Here is a 14,903-nt window from a genome sequence, read left to right as displayed (position 1 = left end):
ACATTATTAAAGGGAAGGGGAGACACCAATGAATAGGCAACTTGTAATCGCTTTAGTATGTTTAATTAGCATGATCTTCTTTACAAAGGAATCTCAGGCAGCAACTACAAATGAGTTAAAAAAAGGGATGACTGGTAAAGCAGTTATGCAATTACAAATCAAACTAAAGGAACAGCGCTATTACACTGGTAACCCTACTGAATACTTCGGAAGTGATGTTGAAACAGCACTTAAAAAATATCAAACTGCTAAGAAGTTAAAGGTTACAGGCGTTTTCAATGACCAAACTTCAATGAAGCTATTTGGTAAAAGTGTTGCAGCATTCATCAAACAATACCCAAATAGTAAAACAGCAACAGCATCATATGACCCATATTCTAAGAAAGAACAAGTAACGACAATCGCAAAGCAATACACAGGTGTACCATATAAATTTGGTGGTACAACAACCAAAGGTTTTGACTGCTCTGGATATGTTGGTTATGTTTATAATAAAGTAGGAACAGCATTACCTCGTACAGCAGCTTCTATGTATACTGCTAGTTCGATCGTAAAAAAGCCAGTTCCTGGAGACTTAGTATTCTTCAAAAATACATATAAAAAAGGTATTAGCCATGTTGGAATATTCATGGGTGATAATAATTTTATCTCGGCGACTTCAAGTAAGGGAGTTGCAGTAGTTAGTCTTTCGAATTCATATTGGAAAGATAAATTTGCAGGTTCAGGTAGTGTAATCAATTAATATAACTTAAAAAGCTAATCTATCTTTCTATTTGGAAGATAGATTTTTTTATGGTTTTAAATTAAACTAATTATATGCTTCTATAAAAAATGTATTGTAGATAATGGAAATCTCCTTAAATGCTCTCATGAAGTTACTAGTACGATCAATTCTATTCAACAACTAATCTTCGAACCTTGCTATTTATTTTTTTGTATTCAATATATCCTCTCATCCTTTCTTTATTTCTTTTAACTATTTAGAATGAAGGGTTTGGTAATAATGTTCCTCTTTTACTCCTGTTTTTTCATTTTAGGTCTTGTATTCGGCTCATTTTTTAATGTAATTGGCTTACGTGTACCTTTAAAGAAATCAATTATTTCGCCTCGTTCAGCTTGTTCAAATTGCGGACATACTCTACATTCAAGTGAATTAGTTCCTGTATTTTCGTATATTTTACAAAAGGGGAAATGTCGTAACTGTGGTGCGCATATTTCAATATTATATCCATTGATTGAATTGTTAACGGGATGTTTATTTGTATTTGCTCTGATTCAGATTGGATTTCAAATGGAGTTATTGATTGCATTGACTTTAATATCTTTACTTGTCATTATTGTCGTTTCAGATTTAGCTTATATGCTAATCCCCGACGGAATCTTATTGTTCTTTCTATCAATTTTCATTATTGAACGTTTTTTTATCCCATTAGATTCATGGTGGAACAGTATGATAGGAGCGGTAGGGGCATTTTTAGTTTTATTTTTAATTGCGCTAGTTAGCAATGGTGGAATGGGCGGGGGAGATATTAAATTATTTGGAGTGCTTGGTTTCATTTTAGGATGGAAGCTAATTTTGATAACTTTTATGATTGCTTGTTTTACTGGTACAATCTTTGGTTTGGTTTCAATGAAAGCCGGAAGTATACATAAGAGAAATCCTATACCATTTGGACCATTTATTGGATTCGGTGGGTTGGTAAGTTACTTTTATGGAAATGAACTTATAGGTTGGTATTTATCAACTTTAGGTTAGGATGAGTACGTCTGAATCCCTTTGTTTTTATAATGTGTCTACAAACTGAAGGACTACCCGCTGGGTAGCCCTTTACATATATTATGATAATAATTTTTGTTCAACACTTTCAATAACTGAAGTCCATAGTGCTTTGTTTGCCACGAAAGTTTCACGAATCGTTTTTAAAACTGCTGCTTGTTTTTCTTGGAAATTTGGGTCATCTTTTGCAGGGAAATCTTTTTTCATTTCAGAAACAAGTCCTTCAACTTGCTCAGAACGAGGTCCCCATACCTTCATTTCATTTCCCTCTGCATCCATAAAAATGAAAATAGGAATAGAACGCGATTTTCCGTTTGTTAAATATTGATCCATTAGTTCAAGGTTTTCATCTCGAATTAAGAAGCGTGTATTTATGTTAGCAATATCCGCCATTTTTTGAATAACTGGTACATTTAAAAGTGCATCACCACACCAATCTGCTGTGAGTGCAACCACTTTCCAGTTTTTCTCTTTCAGAGAAGAGAGCTTTTGAACAGTATCTTCTGGTATCGAAACTTCATTATAAATGTATTGAAGCTGTTCCTTATTTACACTCATTGAATCAACATATTCCCCAAACGTCATACCTTTATCAAACCATGAATTTAATGACATATGCATTCTCCTTTTTCATTGATATATAGTATTATAACTCATTCGTTCAAAGAAGGAATGTTTTAAGACTTGCAGAATTAATATAATGTATATCTTTTAAATACAGTTTCATAGGAGGATCATGATGAGCACGTCGATTGAAGTGAATCAAAAACGAAAGCGCTTTCCAAAATGGCTCAAAATTACTTCAACAATCATAATTGTAATTATTTTACTAATAACCGGATCCGGTTTTTATTTAACCAAAAAGGCTTTGCCTGAAATTAAAGGAAATTTAGAAGTCGGTTTGTTAGAGCATAATGTGTCAGTCATTCGAGACACAAAAGGCGTACCCCATATTGAAGCTAAAAATTTGCATGATATGTATGTGGCTCAAGGTTTTGTAACTGCTCAAGACCGCTTGTTTCAAATGGATTTGAGTAGAAGACAAGCTTCGGGTCAATTAAGTGAAGTAATAGGAGATGCGACAGTTGAGCGTGATTCATACTTTCGAACTTTAGGCTTACGAAGAGCGGCTGAAGCTTCATATAGTAAATATTCCAAGGAAGCTCAAAACGTACTAAATTGGTATGCAGATGGTGTTAACGAATATATAAAATACGCAACAAAAGAAGGGAAATTACCAGTTGAATTTAAAATTTTGCAGTATAAACCGACTGAATGGTCAGCCATTGATTCACTAGCGATTGGGAAATATATGGCTTTTGACTTAGGTGGTCACTGGAATGAACAAGCATTTCGTTACTATGCAATGAATAAATTCCCAAAAGACAAAGCTTTAGAGCTATTTCCAGCAGACAACGACTTAGACCCGTATATCATTCCTAGTAGTACTTCTAAAATTGATGTAGAGGAGAGCTTTGCTAGTGCGATTATCCCACCTACTTGGAATGGGAGTAATGACTGGGTTGTTAGTGGTTCGAAAACTAAATCCGGTAAACCACTTTTAGCTGATGATCCTCATTTAGGATTAGCTACACCAGCAATATGGTATGAAACACATTTAAAATCTACTGATATGAATGTAAAAGGAGTAATATTTGCCGGGGTACCTGGTATTATTGTTGGTCACAATGATCATGTTGCGTGGGGAGTGACAAATGTTGGTCCTGATGTACAGGATTTATATATTGAGAAACGAAATCCAAATAAACCTGATGAATTTTTATATGATGGTAAGTGGGAAAAAGCAACTGTTGTAAATGAGACGATTAAAATTAAAGATGAAAAAAGCAAGATACTACCGGTTATGATTACAAGACATGGTCCAGTCATTTCGGAGTTTGCTAGTGAAGCTGGAAAAGACACGGTATTCTCCTTACAATGGACAGCTCTTCAGCCTACTAGAGAACTAGAGGGTGTACTTAAATTTAATGTAGCGAAGGATTGGAATACGTTTAAAGAAGGGTTGGCTTTATTTGAGGCCCCTGCTCAAAATTTTGTATTTGCTTCTGATGATGGAACAATTGCGTATCGAGCAAATGGGAATATCCCTATTCGTAAAAAAGGTAATGGATTAATGCCAGTACCAGGTTGGACTAGTGAATACGGCTGGAAGGGCTATATACCTTATGAGGAATTACCTACGTTAATCAATCCGGAAGAAGGATTCATTTCAACTGCAAATAATAAGGTTGTTGATGATTCATACCCATATCATATTTCTCATTCATGGGCACAGCCATACCGCCAATTAAGAATAAGAGAAGTATTAAGTCAAAATGATAAATTAACGGTAAAGGATATGCAAAATCTACAAATGGATGAAATGAACCTACAGGCAAAAGAACATATGCCGAAATTTATTCAATCAATTAAGAAGCAAAACAAAGAGTTAACTTCAATTGAAAAATCAGCTCTAGCCGAACTTGAAAAATGGAACTTTGTAGATGATGAGGATGAAGCATCACCGCTTATTTTCCAAAGATGGATGACAGAAATTAATAAAGCATTATTTGATAAACAAATATCAAAAGAAATGATGGATTTATTCGGTGACCGTAAAGTCGTTGTAGATCAATTATTACGCAATAGTCTAAGTGGAAAGAACGTTATTTGGATTGATGAAAAAGGTGGAATTGATCAATTATTACTAGATACGTATCAGAAAACGATTAAAAATATTAGTAAGTCTGATGGTGATGATGTATCAAAATGGAGTTGGGGAGACCATCACAAAGTAGCATTTACTCATCCTTTATCTAGTATTAAAGTACTGAGTTATTTCTTTAATGCTAAAGATCCAATTCCGGTAGGAGGCAGTTCAACAACTGTAAAGGCTGCTGGATATGACGAAGACGGAATTGTCGACCATGGAGCATCTTGGAGAACCGTTGTAGATTTCTCAGATTTAAGTAAATCGGTTAATATTGTTGGTCCAGGTCAATCAGGAAATATTGGTAGCAAATGGTACAGTGATCAGATGGATGACTGGGCTAATGGGGTATATCACACTACTACTAGCAAAAACGTAAAAGGGATAAAAGAAATATTGAAGGCAGGAAAATAGAAAGAAGGAAATAAGGATAAAGTTAAGAAGTATATTCTTTTGCTTTATTCTTTTTTCTTTGGTTGTTTTCGAATAATGTGTAACTATTTATGAATCTCTTAAGTTGATTACAACTCCAGGATGCTCCCATTCCGCAGGGCGTGGGGTTTTAGAAGATATGAAAACTCTTGAATTAATTGTATATAGTTATGGAGTTTAACGTAGCATTCATAAATAAATTAATGGGATAATTTAACATTTTATTGACAGTATTCTTAATATTCCATTAACATTAGTTTGTTATTTTAAATAAGTACACATTAAAAAGGAGTGAAATGTATGATTCGTAAAAAGTTATCCGTTTTTGCATTACTCATTTTGATTTTATCTCCAGTTTATTATTATGTTACACCACTTGTTTCAGCTGAAAATGCAAGTGATCCTGCACCGCAGCTACAACCAGTTGGTACTGCGAATGGAAAAAAGGTGTTATTCGATAATACTCACGGTCAAACAGCAGGCGCAGCAGATTGGGTATTAGATGGTGGGTTCTCTGATTTTGCAAACGCTTTAGCGAATAAAGGGTACTATGCAAAAGAGTTAAGGAAAAGTAGTCCAATTACATATGAAGATTTACAAGGCTATAATGTGTTTATCATCGGAGAAGCAAATATACCATACAAAACTTCTGAGCAAGCTGCAATGATTCAATATGTTCAAAATGGTGGAAGTATCTTTTTTATTGGTGATCATTACAATGCTGATCGAAATAAAAATCGTTGGGATGCTTCAGAGGTTTTTAATGGTTACCGTAGGGGAGCTTATTCAAATCCAACTAAAGGAATGGGAACAGAGGAAGCAAATTCTGCAGCGATGCAAGGAGTTACAGGTTCGGATTGGTTATCTGACAACTTTGGAATTAGATTCCGTTATAATGCGATCGGAGATGTAACGGCTAATGATATAGTTGCACCAAGCCAAGCTTTTGGTATTACGACGGGTGTATCTACTGTTGCGATGCATGCGGGTTCAACATTAGCGGTTACAAATCCAAACAAGGCAAAAGGTATTGTGTATCTTCCAACAACAACGGCAGCTTGGGGCAGTGCAGTTGACCAAGGTGTTTATAATGGAGGAGGCAGAGCTGAGGGCCCTTATGCGGCGGTTTCGAAACTTGGTTTAGGAAAGGCAGCATTTATTGGTGATTCTTCACCAGTAGAAGACGCGACACCTAAATATTTACGTGAGGAAACTGGCACAAAGAAAACAACGTATGATGGTTTTAAAGAACAAAATGATGGAACATTGCTTGTTAACATCATTGATTGGTTATCAAAACAAGAAAGCTATACGTCATTATCTCAGGTTAGTGGATTACAGCTTGATCAAGCAACTTCATTATTAGCAATCGAAACGCCACAAACATCAACTGAACCTGAAGCAGAGCCATGGGCTGCACCTGCTGCAGGGTATAAGTGGTATGACCCTACAACATTTAAGTCTGGTTCTTACGGATATGGCGTTGGCGGACCAGTCCAACCTGCAACAATAAATGAGAATTTTGAATCAGGTACAAAAACAGCTTATACATCTGGAAATGTAACACTTTCAAGTGGTTCATGGTATTTCGATAATGCCTTAATTGGTGATTTATCTGGGGATAAGAAAAATGGCACGAAATCTGCACGTGTTCGTTCTGCTGGTGCTTTAACGATGAACTTCAATGTAAGTGGAGCTACTAGTGTGAAAATTACACACGCTAATTTCAGTACCGATAGTGGAGCAAATTGGCAGCTTCAGATGTCTACAAATAGTGGTTCTACATGGACGAATGTAGGAAGTGTGAACACTAGTACAGCAACACTAGCAACAAAAACATTTACACTTACTCAAACAGCTCCAGTTAGATTCAGAATTGTCGTTTCAGGTACGTCAGGACAAAGAATTAATTTCGATGATATTGTGATTAGTAATTAAGTAATTTAATGACTTCGGAGTACAACCGAAGTCATTTTTCTATTCATTACAAAAGAAGGGAAATTGATTTCATTCTTAAAATCAACTTCAACAGTGGTATATGATTTTTAACATTCTATTATAGTGAGGTGAGAGGATGAAAATAAGAGAAGCAAAGCTAACTGATGCAACTGGAATTGCAAAAGTACATGTTGATAGCTGGAGAACGACTTATAAAAACATCATCTCAAATGAATTTTTACAGAAGCTGTCATATGAACAAAGAACCAATTCTTGGATTCAGAACTTATCTAATCAAAATAACTACGTTTATGTAGCAGAAAATAATGCTGGTGAAATTGTCGGTTTTGCAGATTGCGGAAAAAGACTTAGTAATCAAATAGACCATTCAGGTGATATAACATCTATTTATATTTTAGAAGAATATCAAGGGCAGGGAATCGGTAAGCAATTAATGCAGCAATTGTTTATACAATGTAAGACACTCGGTTTTAATAGAGTATTTGTAGAGGTTTTGGAAGACAATAAAACACGTTTTTTCTATGAATATTACGGTGCAAAATTACGAAAAACTGAAAAGATAATAATTGGTGGTACTGATTTGAACTTGTTAGTATATGAATGGGATTGTATTAGCAAAGCGTTAAACAAATTCTAAAATATAGGATATTGCTCATTTTTAAGCATCCTCTTTTTTAGATGACTTTACACTTCCTTAAGCTTCCTACCCTGAGCTCTTATACTAGTAATTATTATGAGGTTGTACTAAAATATGAAAATAGGTTTACAAAATGTCAAAGAAAAGGGGGCTGTGAAATGGACGGAATTGGTTTAGTTCTGGAAGGTGGCGGTATGAGAGGCATTTACACTGCTGGTGTACTTGATTATTTTTTAGAACAAAATATAGAAATTCCTTATGTAATAGGTGTTTCAGCGGGTGCATGCATGGGTTCTTCATATATTTCAAAACAACACGGACGAAATAAACGTGTGAATACAGAATTTTTACAGCATCCAGACTATATTTCGGTAAAAAATTTAATTCGTAATAAGCAATTATTTGGTATGGACTTATTATTTGATATTATTCCAAATGAATTGGATCCTTTTGATTTTGAGTCATTTTATGAAGCAAATCAAAAATTCGTTGTAGGAACGACAAATTGTATAACTGGTGAACCTACATATTTTGAAAAAGATGAAATTGTAGATTCAAAAGATATGCTTAATATTATACGAGCTTCGAGCTCACTTCCATTAATGGCTCCGATTGTAGAGTATCAAAATCATATATTATTGGATGGTGGAATTGCAGATCCGATACCATTACTCAAATCTGAGGAAGATGGAAATAAAAAAAATATCGTTGTATTAACTCGAAATGCAGGATATCGAAAAAAACCATCTCGAGGTAATTGGTATTTGCAAAGAAAATATAGAGATTATCCTGGATTAATTCAAGCAGTTTTAAAACGTTATGAAGTTTATAATAAACAACTAGAATATATAGAGGAACAAGAAAAAGCAGGTAATGTATTGGTTATTCGTCCTTTACAAAAATTAAAGGTTGGACGTGTTGAACGAAATAAAGATCGATTATTAGAGCTTTACAAAGAAGGCTATGAAGATGCAAAACGTCTTGGTGAACAGGTGCTAGAATTCTTATCATATGAAAAAACGACCAGTTGATAAACTAACCGACAATCACTCGAATTCTTCGTTGCTTCGCCTGCTTGCGGTGCTCATTACTGACTAAGTAAGATAACTTCGCTTCTCATCTGGCTTCTGAGCCTCGAAAGACAAACGTTTTTTGTTAGTTTTGAATCTCTTTGTCTTAAAAATTAGCAAACTGAAACGACCTGTTAAAAACAGGTCGTTTTTTTTAGGGGGAGGATATATTAATCATTTTATTAATCTTTATTATTGTCTTTATCGTTATCCTTGTCTTTATTTCCATCTTTTGAATCCATATATGACCAATCATAATCTAAATATGGTTTCATACATCCACAAATAGGTTTCTGTTTACAGCAACAAACACATTGACAATGGCTATCATGATGACAGCAGCTGTGACAATTACAGTTACGGTGACAGTCACATTGACAGTTATTTCGTCTGCAACGATCGTGGTCATCACAACAGCAATGACGATTCCAATTATTCCAATTGTTACAATTAGAATTGGAGTTGCGATTACTCTGGTTGTTCCACACAGTAGAACACCTCCTTGACATATCTACATAAACAAATTATGCAAAACTGTCCTACTTCGTTAAGGCTAGTACCTATATATCATAATAAAAAAGCACACGAATCAATTTAGATTCATGTGCTTTCATCAATTCTTCATTAATGTGGGAAGAAAATTAATTGGATTAAAAATAATACAGCGAATAAATAAATGACTGGTTTTATTTCTTTCGCTTTACCTTTAACGACTTTTAATAGTGGATATGTGATAAAACCAAGTGCAATACCTGTTGCAATGCTTGATGTCAGCGGCATTGTAATCACTACAAGAAATGCAGGGAAGGCTTCTTCAAAATTATCCCATTCAATATGACGAACATTTCCCATCATTAAACATCCTACTACGATTAAAGATGGAGATGTAATGGCTGCAACCTCTGAAATTGAATTAACAAGTGGACTGAAAAATGCAGCAAAAACGAAAAGTATTGCAACGACTAAAGCTGTTAGACCAGTTCTACCACCAGCAGCAACACCTGCAGTGGATTCAATATAAGCAGTTGTTGGTGATGTACCAAACATCGCACCGATTGTTGTACCGAATGAATCTGATAACATTGCACGGCCAGTACGTTTCTCATCTTTGTTTTTTAATAAACCTGCTTGGGATGCTACACCAAGGAATGTACCAGTTGTATCGAAAATCGTTACTAATAAGAATGAGAACACAACTGAATACAAACCGTATTGAACTACATCTGAAGCTGCTGTGATCGGATTTGCGATAATAATCCCATCAGGTAATTTTGGTAAAGAAAAAATACTTCCTTTTAAGTGAAGCTGACCCATAAACGCTGCAACAATGGCAGTAGACACCATTCCGAAGAATAATGCTCCATTTACATTTAAGGCAAATAATATAACTGTGATAGATATTCCAATCAAAGTGAGAACAACTTCACGAGAATGTAGATCACCTAAACCAACAAGATTACTTGGGTTAGCTACGATAATGTGAGAAAGACGTAAACCGATAAAAGCGATAAATAACCCAATACCAACACTAATTGCATGCTTTAGTGTATTTGGAATTGCATCTATTAAATGAGTTCTAAACTTAGTCAATGATAAAATGACAAACAGTAATCCTGTAATAAAAACTGCAGAGAATGCTAATTGATACGAAATTCCATGTGCTTTAGATACAACTGAATATGCGAAATATGCATTCATTCCCATACCAGGTGCAATGGCTATTGGATAATTTCCGAACAATGCCATAAATAATGTTCCTACTAATGTAGCGATGATTGTTGCTGTAAACGCTTGTTGGAATGGTACACCAGCATCAGAAAGAATAATCGGATTTACGATGATAATGTAAGCCATTGTTAAAAACGTTGTAAAACCAGCTACAACTTCTGTTTTAACTGATGTATTTGCTTCATTTAATTTAAACATAAGTGTTCTCCTTATAAAAACGAATGATTTACTCAACAGTTATTAATAATATTCGTTTTATTGTCATTGCGCAATACTTTTTTCATGAAAAAATTTTTAAATGGCTTAAGATGAGTATTCCCAAAAGTACCATTTGGGTATGCTAATCTCGAATTATTTATAAGGAGGAAGGGAAATGAATCAGAAACAGTATCCGACGAAGTTTTCACCACAGCACCAAAATAGGCAGCCTGGAATAGAAAAGGAAATGACGCCAATTCCGATTTCAGATGATCCAAATTATCAAGCCAGTGGGAAATTAAAAGATAAGGTTGCCATTATTACAGGCGGTGATAGTGGAATAGGAAAAGCCGTGGCAATATTATTTGCAAAAGAAGGCGCATCAGTTTTTATTCCCTATTACGATGAAGATACTGATGCGAATGAAACAAAGCAAAAGATTGAAAGTCTAGGCGGCAAATGTGAGATTATGAAATGCGATATTCGAACAGAAGCTGTATGTAAACAAATTGTACAAAAAACAATTGAATCATTCGGACAAGTCAATATCGTGGTGAATAACGCGGCTGTACAATTTCCTCAAAAGAACTTAGAAGACATTACGGAGGAACAATTAAAGAGAACGTTTGAAACAAATATATATCCGCTATTCTTCTTAACGAAAGCGTGTTTACCACATATGAAGCAAGGTGACTCTGTAATCAATACTGCATCTGTTACTGCCTATGCTGGTCACGATCAATTACTCGATTATTCTTCAACAAAAGGAGCCATAGTTACGTTTACAAGGTCACTATCTGCAAATCTTGCCCAAAAAGGTATTAGAGTTAATGGTGTTGCACCAGGACCTATTTGGACGCCATTAATTCCTGCTAGTTTTGATCAGCAAAAGGTTGGGAAATTTGGAGTGGATACACCTTTGAAGCGTGCTGGTCAACCAGTAGAGGTAGCGCCTGCATATTTATATTTAGCGAGTAATGAATCATCTTACGTAACAGGACAAATCATTCATGTTAATGGCGGGGTTATTGTAAACGGGTAATCTAAAAGAGCCATGTACTTGTTAATTGTACATGGCTCATATTTGTTAATACTTAGGTAGGAATGTGTGACAGCAAGTTTCACCACTATGAGCTGCAGAACTTGTTAAATCACCCTCCAACACTGCGTTTTCAATTTTTTGGTCATAGTCATTTGAATATTCATATGCTTCGGTTTGAACAATGATAGAGCTTGCTTGACAAAAGTTTCCTTGTCCCCAATACGAACAGTTTGCAACGCTACATCTAATTTCAGGCATAAAAACTCCCTCCTTTACAGTTATTTTCTTCATTCTTTACAATCTCATTCAAGCTAAAATTTAGTACTTTTCAAGTCGTTTTATTTTTTGTTCATTTAAAATTACTGAATAGTAAATAAAAGATATTGTAAACTTTTGTAAGGTTTTGTAATGTAGAAGGAGAATTATGTTTTATACCGAATAACTCTGATTAAGTATAGGAGGAGAAGCAGAATGAATTGGGAAACAACTTATGAAAAATGGATTCAAACACCATCACTTGATAAAGAGTTAAAAGAACAATTAAATGAACTAAAGAGTAATCACCTTATACTTAAGGAAAGTTTTTACAGAAACTTAGAATTCGGAACTGGTGGTATGCGTGGAGAGATTGGTCCTGGAACGAATCGTATGAACATTTATACAATCCGCAAAGCTTCTGCTGGTTTCGCAAAATACATTGCGAGCTTTGGAGAAGAGGCAAAAAATCGTGGAGTTGCGATTGCATATGATTCACGATACAAAAGTCCAGAATTTGCAATGGAAGCTGCAAAAACACTAGCCACTTTTGGCATTAAAGCATATGTATTTAAAGAATTACGTCCGACACCAGAATTATCATTTGCAGTTCGAGAATTAAACTGCTTTGGCGGTATTGTTATCACTGCAAGTCATAATCCGCCTGAGTACAATGGTTTTAAGGTTTATGGGGATGATGGTGGACAATTACCTCCTGCTGCTGCAGATCAAGTAATCGACCTTGTTAATTCTTTCCATAATGAACTTGAAATCGATGTGAAGGATGAAAAGGAATTAATCGAAAAAGGTTTCATACATACATTAGATGAAAAAATGGATACATTATATGTAGAAAAATTAAAAACCGTTATTGTGAATAATGAGCTTGTTCAAAAAGAAGGTAAAGATTTAAAAATTGTATTTACACCATTACATGGGACAGCTCTAGTACCAGCAACGATGGCATTAAAAGCAGTTGGCTTTGAAAATGTCACGATTGTTGAAGAGCAAGCAAAAGCAGACCCTAATTTTACAACAGTTAAATCACCTAATCCGGAAGAACATGCTGCATTTGAATATGCAATTCGATATGGTAAAGAAATCGATGCAGATGTATTAATTGCAACTGATCCTGATGCCGATCGACTTGGAATTGCAACAAAGGACCAAAATGGAGAATATGTAATTTTGACTGGTAATCAAACAGGAGCATTAATGCTTCATTACTTACTAAGTCAAAGTGAAAATGTTCCATCGAATGCTGTGTTACTTAAAACAATTGTTACATCAGAATTTGGCCAAGTCATTGCTTCATCATTTGGTACAAAAACAATTGATACTTTGACAGGTTTTAAATTTATTGGTGAAAAGATTAAAGAATACGAACAAACTAACGAGTATTCTTTCTTATTTGGTTATGAGGAAAGTTATGGCTACTTAATCAAACCATTTGTACGTGACAAAGACGCTGTACAAGCAACTGTTCTTGCAGCTGAAATTGCAACTTACTATAAATCAAAAGGTATGACATTGTTTGAGGGATTACATAGCTTATATGAAAAGTATGGCTTCTACTTAGAGGGACTAAAATCATTAACTTTAAAAGGAATAGAAGGTACGGAGAAAATCCAAGAGATTTTAACTAATTACCGTCAAAATCCGCCTAAGCAAATTAATGGTTTAGACGTGCTATCAGTTGAAGACTATAAACTTCAAGAAAAAACACTACTTAAGACGGGTGAAAAAGAAGAAATTCTTTTACCAAAGTCTAATGTATTAAAGTATCATCTTGAAGATGGTTCATGGGTATGCCTACGTCCTTCTGGAACAGAACCAAAAATTAAATTTTATTTTGGCATCGTAGGCGAAAATCATCAGGATAGTATCCAAAAATTAAGCAGTTTAGAACAGTCTTTTATGGAGAAAATTCAAATATTAGTTTAAAAAAAGAGCGACTAATTTAGTCGCTCTTGTATTTTGAAAATGAAATTGTATGCTCTAGACCATTAAAATAGTCTGAAGGCTGGTTATGTGCTACAACTCTAAAGATGAAACAAGTGACTCTTCTTCATAGCTTTCATCTCTAGTTGCATGTTCAATATGTTGAAACATACCTTTTAATTTTTCGTCAATGACGGCAAGATCTCGCTCGTACTTAAAGGCGTGTAAGAAATGTTCAATTCGTTTTGAGAATAGCTCATCTTTTGTATTCACCATTAGGACGATTAGTTTGTCCCATTGACAACAATATGTGTAATACAATGCTAAATCATAATCGGATTGTGCTTGCATTGTGTACCTCCTTCTTAGGGGGTACAAATAGTTTATGAAGAAATGCCTCAAATAGCCTTGAGAGAATTTAACAATGTGATAAACCCTCATTTAAACGGCTTTTATAAATATTGTTAGGAATATAAGTTTAGGAAGAAGGAAAGGAAGAATGACTGAAAAAGCAAAAAGGGATGGAGAATAACGGTAAAGGATAAAGTTACGAATGAAAAAAAGTGTAATTGGAACAATAAATGTAACTATAAACAGTAAACGCTTTATCATTTTATAATTAGCTAACCGTTTTAGCTTTTTTCTAGTCATTGAAAGGTGTAGAAAATGAAATTTTATATTGCTTCTAGTTTAAATAATAAGGAACAGGTTAGGTATTTAGCGTCTTGTTTAAAAGATAAAGGATTTTTACATACATATGATTGGACAAAAAACGAAAATGTAAATACGATTGAAAAATTAGCAACAATTGGTGAAGCTGAGAAGAGAGCTGTTTTGGATGCAGATTTCTTCATTTTAATTTTACCTGGTGGGTTTGGTAGTCATACTGAACTTGGAATGGCAATTGGAAATGGTAAAAGAATCTATGTATACTCAGCAACAAATGAGCCATTTAATCCAGAAAAAACAACAACATTCTATCATATTGATGGAATCGATAAATATATTGGGGATTTTGACCAATTTGTCGGACGCATAATAAAGATGGAACTTGCATACAACGCATGAAGAGAGATCTTCCTGCGTTTTTTTGTTTTCGAAAAAAGACGAATTTTATTCGTGAAACGCATATGTATTAAGTAGTGAACTAACTA

Annotated in this window: 14 protein-coding genes; 10 read left to right on the top strand and 4 right to left on the bottom strand. The window is 34.6% G+C overall.

Annotated elements, in window-relative coordinates; all coding sequences use genetic code 11:
• The first annotated feature begins 28 nt into the window (after nucleotides 1–28).
• Nucleotides 29–742, top strand: coding sequence for a C40 family peptidase (locus ACX6U0_RS07590; protein ID WP_464959350.1), 714 nt, complete (start codon nucleotides 29–31; stop codon nucleotides 740–742).
• A 261-nt stretch (nucleotides 743–1,003) separates the two neighbouring features.
• Nucleotides 1,004–1,756, top strand: a complete 753-nt coding sequence (locus ACX6U0_RS07585; RefSeq protein WP_464959349.1) for a prepilin peptidase — start codon at nucleotides 1,004–1,006, stop codon at nucleotides 1,754–1,756.
• Nucleotides 1,757–1,837: 81 nt separating this feature from the next.
• On the opposite strand, the gene ACX6U0_RS07580 is transcribed toward ACX6U0_RS07585, so the two are convergent.
• Nucleotides 1,838–2,392: a thioredoxin family protein gene (locus tag ACX6U0_RS07580; protein ID WP_464959348.1), complete on the bottom strand. Its 555-nt coding sequence runs from the start codon at nucleotides 2,390–2,392 to the stop codon at nucleotides 1,838–1,840.
• A gap of 124 nt (nucleotides 2,393–2,516) precedes the next feature.
• Here ACX6U0_RS07580 and ACX6U0_RS07575 point away from each other — a divergent pair, with 124 nt between their 5' ends.
• The 5 genes from ACX6U0_RS07575 to ACX6U0_RS07555 all read left to right on the top strand — a co-directional run bounded on the left by ACX6U0_RS07575 (nucleotide 2,517) and on the right by ACX6U0_RS07555 (nucleotide 9,091).
• On the top strand, nucleotides 2,517–4,901 hold the full coding sequence (locus ACX6U0_RS07575) for a penicillin acylase family protein (RefSeq protein WP_464959347.1): 2,385 nt from the start codon (nucleotides 2,517–2,519) through the stop codon (nucleotides 4,899–4,901).
• A gap of 318 nt (nucleotides 4,902–5,219) precedes the next feature.
• A complete protein-coding gene (locus ACX6U0_RS07570; RefSeq protein WP_464959346.1) occupies nucleotides 5,220–6,857 on the top strand; it encodes an Ig domain protein group 2 domain protein in 1,638 nt (545 codons plus the stop codon).
• A 136-nt stretch (nucleotides 6,858–6,993) separates the two neighbouring features.
• On the top strand, nucleotides 6,994–7,515 hold the full coding sequence (locus ACX6U0_RS07565) for an N-acetyltransferase family protein (protein WP_464959345.1): 522 nt from the start codon (nucleotides 6,994–6,996) through the stop codon (nucleotides 7,513–7,515).
• Between the two features lie 158 nt (nucleotides 7,516–7,673).
• A complete protein-coding gene (locus ACX6U0_RS07560) occupies nucleotides 7,674–8,546 on the top strand; it encodes a patatin-like phospholipase family protein (RefSeq protein WP_464959344.1) in 873 nt (290 codons plus the stop codon).
• Between the two features lie 353 nt (nucleotides 8,547–8,899).
• Complete coding sequence (locus ACX6U0_RS07555; protein ID WP_464959343.1) at nucleotides 8,900–9,091, top strand: hypothetical protein; 192 nt, start codon at nucleotides 8,900–8,902, stop codon at nucleotides 9,089–9,091.
• A gap of 118 nt (nucleotides 9,092–9,209) precedes the next feature.
• On the opposite strand, the gene ACX6U0_RS07550 is transcribed toward ACX6U0_RS07555, so the two are convergent.
• Nucleotides 9,210–10,511 carry an NCS2 family permease gene (locus tag ACX6U0_RS07550; RefSeq protein ID WP_464959342.1) on the bottom strand — a complete coding sequence of 434 codons (1,302 nt, stop codon included), beginning with the start codon at nucleotides 10,509–10,511 and terminating at the stop codon, nucleotides 9,210–9,212.
• A 175-nt stretch (nucleotides 10,512–10,686) separates the two neighbouring features.
• On the opposite strand from ACX6U0_RS07550, the gene ACX6U0_RS07545 reads away from it, so the two are divergent.
• Nucleotides 10,687–11,553 carry an SDR family oxidoreductase gene (locus tag ACX6U0_RS07545; protein WP_464959341.1) on the top strand — a complete coding sequence of 289 codons (867 nt, stop codon included), beginning with the start codon at nucleotides 10,687–10,689 and terminating at the stop codon, nucleotides 11,551–11,553.
• 45 nt (nucleotides 11,554–11,598) lie between these two features.
• Here ACX6U0_RS07545 and ACX6U0_RS07540 read toward each other — a convergent pair whose 3' ends face one another.
• Nucleotides 11,599–11,811, bottom strand: coding sequence for a DUF1540 domain-containing protein (locus tag ACX6U0_RS07540; protein WP_107900871.1), 213 nt, complete (start codon nucleotides 11,809–11,811; stop codon nucleotides 11,599–11,601).
• Between the two features lie 213 nt (nucleotides 11,812–12,024).
• On the opposite strand from ACX6U0_RS07540, the gene ACX6U0_RS07535 reads away from it, so the two are divergent.
• Nucleotides 12,025–13,752, top strand: coding sequence for a phospho-sugar mutase (locus ACX6U0_RS07535; protein ID WP_464959340.1), 1,728 nt, complete (start codon nucleotides 12,025–12,027; stop codon nucleotides 13,750–13,752).
• 90 nt (nucleotides 13,753–13,842) lie between these two features.
• On the opposite strand, the gene ACX6U0_RS07530 is transcribed toward ACX6U0_RS07535, so the two are convergent.
• Nucleotides 13,843–14,100, bottom strand: coding sequence for a YhdB family protein (locus ACX6U0_RS07530; protein ID WP_464959339.1), 258 nt, complete (start codon nucleotides 14,098–14,100; stop codon nucleotides 13,843–13,845).
• Between the two features lie 315 nt (nucleotides 14,101–14,415).
• Here ACX6U0_RS07530 and ACX6U0_RS07525 point away from each other — a divergent pair, with 315 nt between their 5' ends.
• Complete coding sequence (locus tag ACX6U0_RS07525; protein WP_464959338.1) at nucleotides 14,416–14,817, top strand: group-specific protein; 402 nt, start codon at nucleotides 14,416–14,418, stop codon at nucleotides 14,815–14,817.
• Nucleotides 14,818–14,903: the final 86 nt, after the last annotated feature.

Source organism: Gottfriedia sp. ABJ_BB2_2, from assembly GCF_055484705.1.
Note: the sequence above shows the minus strand (reverse complement) of the source record. Positions and strands in the feature narration are given on the sequence as shown.

Bases quoted from the DNA above. Each gene is read 5' to 3' on its own strand.
- ACX6U0_RS07530 (WP_464959339.1), bottom strand. From the start codon at position 14,100: ATGCAAGCACAATCCGATTATGATTTAGCATTGTATTACACATATTGT.
- ACX6U0_RS07540 (WP_107900871.1), bottom strand. From the start codon at position 11,811: ATGCCTGAAATTAGATGTAGCGTTGCAAACTGTTCGTATTGGGGACAA.
- ACX6U0_RS07580 (WP_464959348.1), bottom strand. From the start codon at position 2,392: ATGTCATTAAATTCATGGTTTGATAAAGGTATGACGTTTGGGGAATAT.
- ACX6U0_RS07525 (WP_464959338.1), top strand. From the start codon at position 14,416: ATGAAATTTTATATTGCTTCTAGTTTAAATAATAAGGAACAGGTTAGG.
- ACX6U0_RS07550 (WP_464959342.1), bottom strand. From the start codon at position 10,511: ATGTTTAAATTAAATGAAGCAAATACATCAGTTAAAACAGAAGTTGTA.
- ACX6U0_RS07560 (WP_464959344.1), top strand. From the start codon at position 7,674: ATGGACGGAATTGGTTTAGTTCTGGAAGGTGGCGGTATGAGAGGCATT.
- ACX6U0_RS07590 (WP_464959350.1), top strand. From the start codon at position 29: ATGAATAGGCAACTTGTAATCGCTTTAGTATGTTTAATTAGCATGATC.
- ACX6U0_RS07535 (WP_464959340.1), top strand. From the start codon at position 12,025: ATGAATTGGGAAACAACTTATGAAAAATGGATTCAAACACCATCACTT.
- ACX6U0_RS07545 (WP_464959341.1), top strand. From the start codon at position 10,687: ATGAATCAGAAACAGTATCCGACGAAGTTTTCACCACAGCACCAAAAT.
- ACX6U0_RS07575 (WP_464959347.1), top strand. From the start codon at position 2,517: ATGAGCACGTCGATTGAAGTGAATCAAAAACGAAAGCGCTTTCCAAAA.
- ACX6U0_RS07570 (WP_464959346.1), top strand. From the start codon at position 5,220: ATGATTCGTAAAAAGTTATCCGTTTTTGCATTACTCATTTTGATTTTA.
- ACX6U0_RS07565 (WP_464959345.1), top strand. From the start codon at position 6,994: ATGAAAATAAGAGAAGCAAAGCTAACTGATGCAACTGGAATTGCAAAA.
- ACX6U0_RS07585 (WP_464959349.1), top strand. From the start codon at position 1,004: ATGTTCCTCTTTTACTCCTGTTTTTTCATTTTAGGTCTTGTATTCGGC.